Here is a 3,875-nt window from a genome sequence, read left to right as displayed (position 1 = left end):
TGCGTTCACCCCCCGCCGGAGGCGAGCGGCAGCGTCGGGCCCCGCAATTCGTCCGGCAGCGGTGCCGCGTGGAGGACGGACAGGCCCGAGACGGCGCGGGTGAGGGCGACGTAGAGGCGGCGCAGGCCGGTGCGCTCGTCCGGCTCTCCCGAGACGATCGCGGCGGGTTCGTCCAGCACCACGTAGTCGTACTCAAGACCCTTCGCGAGAGTCGCCGGTACCAGGGTGAGCCGGGCCGCGACGGAGGTCTCTTCGCCGGGGGCCAGATACGGCAGGCCGGCCGACGCCAGGGCGGTGGCGAGCGCTGGGATGCGGGCGTCGGCGGCGATGAGGCCGATGGAGCCCTCGTAGCCGAGGGCGTCGCGGCAGGCCGCGAGGACGGCCTCGTCCAGCTTCTCCTCCGCCGTCCGCCGGATGACGAGGTCGCCGGGCGATTCACGGACCGAGGTGGCCGGGGCCAGGCCCGGGGCGATCGTGGGCAGCAGCAGGGACGCGTAGGCGATCACCCCGCGCGGCACACGGAAGCCGCGCGTGAGCTCCTCGACGGGGGCGCCCGGCTTGCCCAGGTGCGTGAGGGCCTCCTCCCAACTGGCCGTCGCCCACGGCGTCGTACCCTGCGCGATGTCGCCGAGCACCGTCGCCGAACCGGTGGAGCAGCGCCGCCCGACGGCCCGGTACTGCATGGGGGAGAGATCCTGGGCCTCGTCCAGCACCACATGGCCCAGCGAGTGGGTGCGCTGTACGAGGTCCAGTGCCTCGTCTATCAGCACTGCGTCCGCCGCCGACCACTTCGCCGAGGCCGTGCTCCGGGCCGGCTTCTCCCACAGCACCGTCCGCTGTTCCTCCGGCGTCAGGATCCCCTCCGCGCACTCCGCGAGGAACTCGGCGTCGGACAGCAGCCGCAGGACCGTCTTCGCCGGGTCGGCCTTCGGCCAGACCCCCTTCACCGCCGCCTTGACGGCGGGGTTGCGGGCCACCGCGTCCTGCACCCGGTCGTCCGGCGCCTCCCCGGACTCCTCCATCCGTACCAGGACCGAGTGCGCGATCCGCTGCGGCAGCGCCTCGTGGGCGGCCCCGTACCGGATGTCACGCTCCATCAACTCCCTTACCAGCGCCTCAAGTTCGTAGGCGGCGATCCGCCAGCGCCGCGACCCGCGCACCACGACGACCGGCTCCTTCGGCATCCGGATGCCGCTGCGCACCGCGCGCCGCAGCACCTCGGCCATCCGGGCGTCGCCCTTGATCCGGGCGGAGTCGGCCGAATCCGTGCCGCGCACCGCGACATGGGCGACCAGGTCGTCGACTGTCGCCTGCTTGACCTGCAGCTCGCCCAGGGCCGGGAGCACCTGCTCGATGTACTGGAGGAAGGACTTGTTGGGGCCGATGACGAGGGTCCCGGTCCGGGCGAGCCGCTCGCGGTGCGCGTACAGCAGATACGCGACGCGGTGCAGGCCCACGGCGGTCTTGCCGGTGCCGGGGGCGCCCTGCACACACACGGTGCCGCCGATACCGGCCCGGACGATCTCGTCCTGTTCGGGCTGGATGGTGGCGACAATGTCGCGCATCGGGCCGACACGCGGCCGTTCGATCTCGGTCTGCAGCAGCTTGCTGGAGGTACTCGCCTCCGCCGGATCGGTGAGGTGCTCGTCCTCGTACGCGGTCAGCTCGCCGCCGGTGTAGCCGAACCGGCGGCGCAGCCGCACATCCATCGGCTCGACGCGCGAGGCCCGGTAGAACGGCTGGGAGACCGGCGCACGCCAGTCGATGACCATCGGGTCGCCGTGGGCATCGTGCACATGGCGGCGGCCGATGTAGAACTGCTCGCCCTCGGCGCCCTCTGCCTGCCCGACGCCGGGGGCGTGCCGGTAGTCGAGGCGGCCGAAGAACAGCGGGGTGTGGGTGAGGTCGGCCAGCGCCTTGATGCGGTTCTCGATCTCGGCGGCGAGGATCTTGGTGTTGACCCAGTTGCCGGTCACATCGGAGATGTCCAGCGCCTCCACGTCGGCGCGCATGGCCGTCAGCGCGGACCGGGATTCGGCGAGGTGGGTCCGCTCGCGTTCGAGCGGATTCGTGTCGTGGTCGCGGTCGTGGTCGCGGTCGTGCGAGGGCACGGCATTGCCTCCGGCTGTGCGTACGCAGGGAAGAAGAGAGAAGCCGGCCGGTTTCCGTCCGGGCGGCGGCGCTCCCATCGGGAGGCGGCAAGACGGTGGATCCTACGCGCCCGCCCGCCGGACCGCGAATGCTTTTCGCCGCGCTCCGGGGATGCCCTAGGGAACTCCTAGGGGACGGGTGTCAACCCACAGGCGTACGTGACACGGGAGAGTTCAGACCTGGGCTTGATGTAGTCCAAACGGCGGATTTCCTACCGTAGGGATATGACCACAGAGACCTTCACCCCAGGCCCTTCCGCCGCCGGCAGCACCGCCCTCGGCGCCCACCACGACCACCCCCGCCACCTGGTGGGAAGCGCCCTCCGCGCCGTCCGCGTCTTCGCGGTCACCGCCGTGGAGGTCATCCTCCTCGGCAGCGAGGGCAAGCACCGCTGACCCCGTACGGAGCACGGCCACCGCCGACGGTCCACTAACGTCGCGGCAGTGACCGCTCTCAGCGAGGTGCACCCGGCGCCACCCCCGGTACGCGCCGCATCGCGCCGCCTGCTACTGCTCGTCCTGGCAGCCCTGCTGGTCCTGGCGCTGACCCTCGCCGGATACGCCCTCTTCTTCACCACGTATCCGGTCCCGATGGCCGACATGCTCGTCTACCGTGCGGAAGGCGCCGCCGTCGCCTCCGGCCACGACCTCTACGGCTTCCGCGTCACCCGGTGGAATCTCCCGGCCACGTACCCGCCCTTCGCGGCGATGCTCTTCGTGCCCACCACCTGGCTGCCCCTCGGCGTGCTGCGCGGCGGCTTCGTCCTCGGCAACCTCGGGCTGCTCGCCGCCCTCACCCATCTCTCGCTGCGCTTCACCGCTCGTCCCGGCGCCCCCAGGGCCAGCCCCGCCGCCCTGCTCGCGGTCCTCGCCGGAGCCCTGTGGCTGGAGCCGGTCTTCCAGACCTTCGTCTACGGGCAGATCAACCTGGCGCTCGCCGTCCTCGTCCTGTGGGACCTGTCCAGGCCCGACGGCGCCCGCTGCAAGGGCTTCGCCATCGGCATCGCCGCCGGCATCAAGCTCACCCCCGCGATCTTCGCGGTCTACCTCGCCCTCACCGGCCGCACCCGCGAGGCCGCCACCGCGGCCGCCGCCTTCGCCGGCACCGTCCTGCTCGGCATCGCGGTCCTGCCCGGCGCCTCCGTCGACTTCTGGACCACGCGGCTGTACGAGACCGACCGCGTCGGCAAGCTCTGGATCGTCGACAACCAGTCCCTGCAAGGGCTGATCGCCCGACTCCTCCACACCCCGCGGCCCGGCCCCGTCTGGGTGGCCGCCGCCGTCCTCACCACCGCCGCCGGCCTCGCCATCGCCACCCGCGCCGCCCGCCGCGGCCTCGAAGCGTGGGGCGTGCTCTGCACGGCCGTGACCGCGCTCCTCGTCTCCCCGATCAGCTGGTCGCACCACTGGGTCTGGTGCGTCCCCCTGCTCACCCTCCTCGCCGCCCACACGCGCGGCATCGCCTGGCGCCGGGGCGCGGTCCTCGCGGCGGCGGCCGCGTTCGCCTGCCGCAGCATGTGGCTCACCCCGCACCAGGGCGACCTGGACCTCCACCTCCCCTGGTGGCAACAGCCCCTGGCTTCCCCCTACCCCCTCCTGGGCCTCGCCGTCCTGACAGCGGTGGCCACCCGCCTCCGGCGGAGCACATAGACGGCCACCCGCGCCACCGCCGTTGCGCCTGCGGCGGGCCGTTCCCCACCCACCCGCCCATTTCCGGCCCGCCGC

General features: G+C 72.6%; 3 protein-coding genes. 2 read left to right on the top strand and 1 reads right to left on the bottom strand.

Going from position 1 to position 3,875, the window contains the following annotated elements; all coding sequences use genetic code 11:
- Nucleotides 1-5: 5 nt before the first annotated feature.
- A complete protein-coding gene (locus tag QMK24_RS40750) occupies nt 6-2,111 on the bottom strand; it encodes a HelD family protein (RefSeq protein ID WP_283471964.1) in 2,106 nt (701 codons plus the stop codon).
- Between the two features lie 264 nt (nt 2,112-2,375).
- On the opposite strand from QMK24_RS40750, the gene QMK24_RS40745 reads away from it, so the two are divergent.
- Together QMK24_RS40745 and QMK24_RS40740 are read left to right on the top strand one after the other, a co-directional pair.
- Complete coding sequence (locus QMK24_RS40745; RefSeq protein WP_283471963.1) at nt 2,376-2,546, top strand: hypothetical protein; 171 nt, start codon at nt 2,376-2,378, stop codon at nt 2,544-2,546.
- A 48-nt stretch (nt 2,547-2,594) separates the two neighbouring features.
- On the top strand, nt 2,595-3,800 hold the full coding sequence (locus tag QMK24_RS40740) for a glycosyltransferase 87 family protein (protein WP_502962699.1): 1,206 nt from the start codon (nt 2,595-2,597) through the stop codon (nt 3,798-3,800).
- The last annotated feature ends 75 nt before the right edge of the window (nt 3,801-3,875 follow it).

Source organism: Streptomyces sp. PH10-H1, from assembly GCF_030063355.1.
In the GTDB taxonomy this organism is placed as follows: Bacteria; Actinomycetota; Actinomycetes; order Streptomycetales; family Streptomycetaceae; genus Actinacidiphila.
The sequence above is the reverse complement of the archived record's forward strand: the minus strand, read 5'-3'. Positions and strand labels throughout refer to the sequence as shown.

What these genes read in the sequence shown, in the direction of transcription:
- QMK24_RS40745 (WP_283471963.1), top strand. Translation starts at nt 2,376, where the DNA reads ATGACCACAGAGACCTTCACCCCAGGCCCTTCCGCCGCCGGCAGCACC.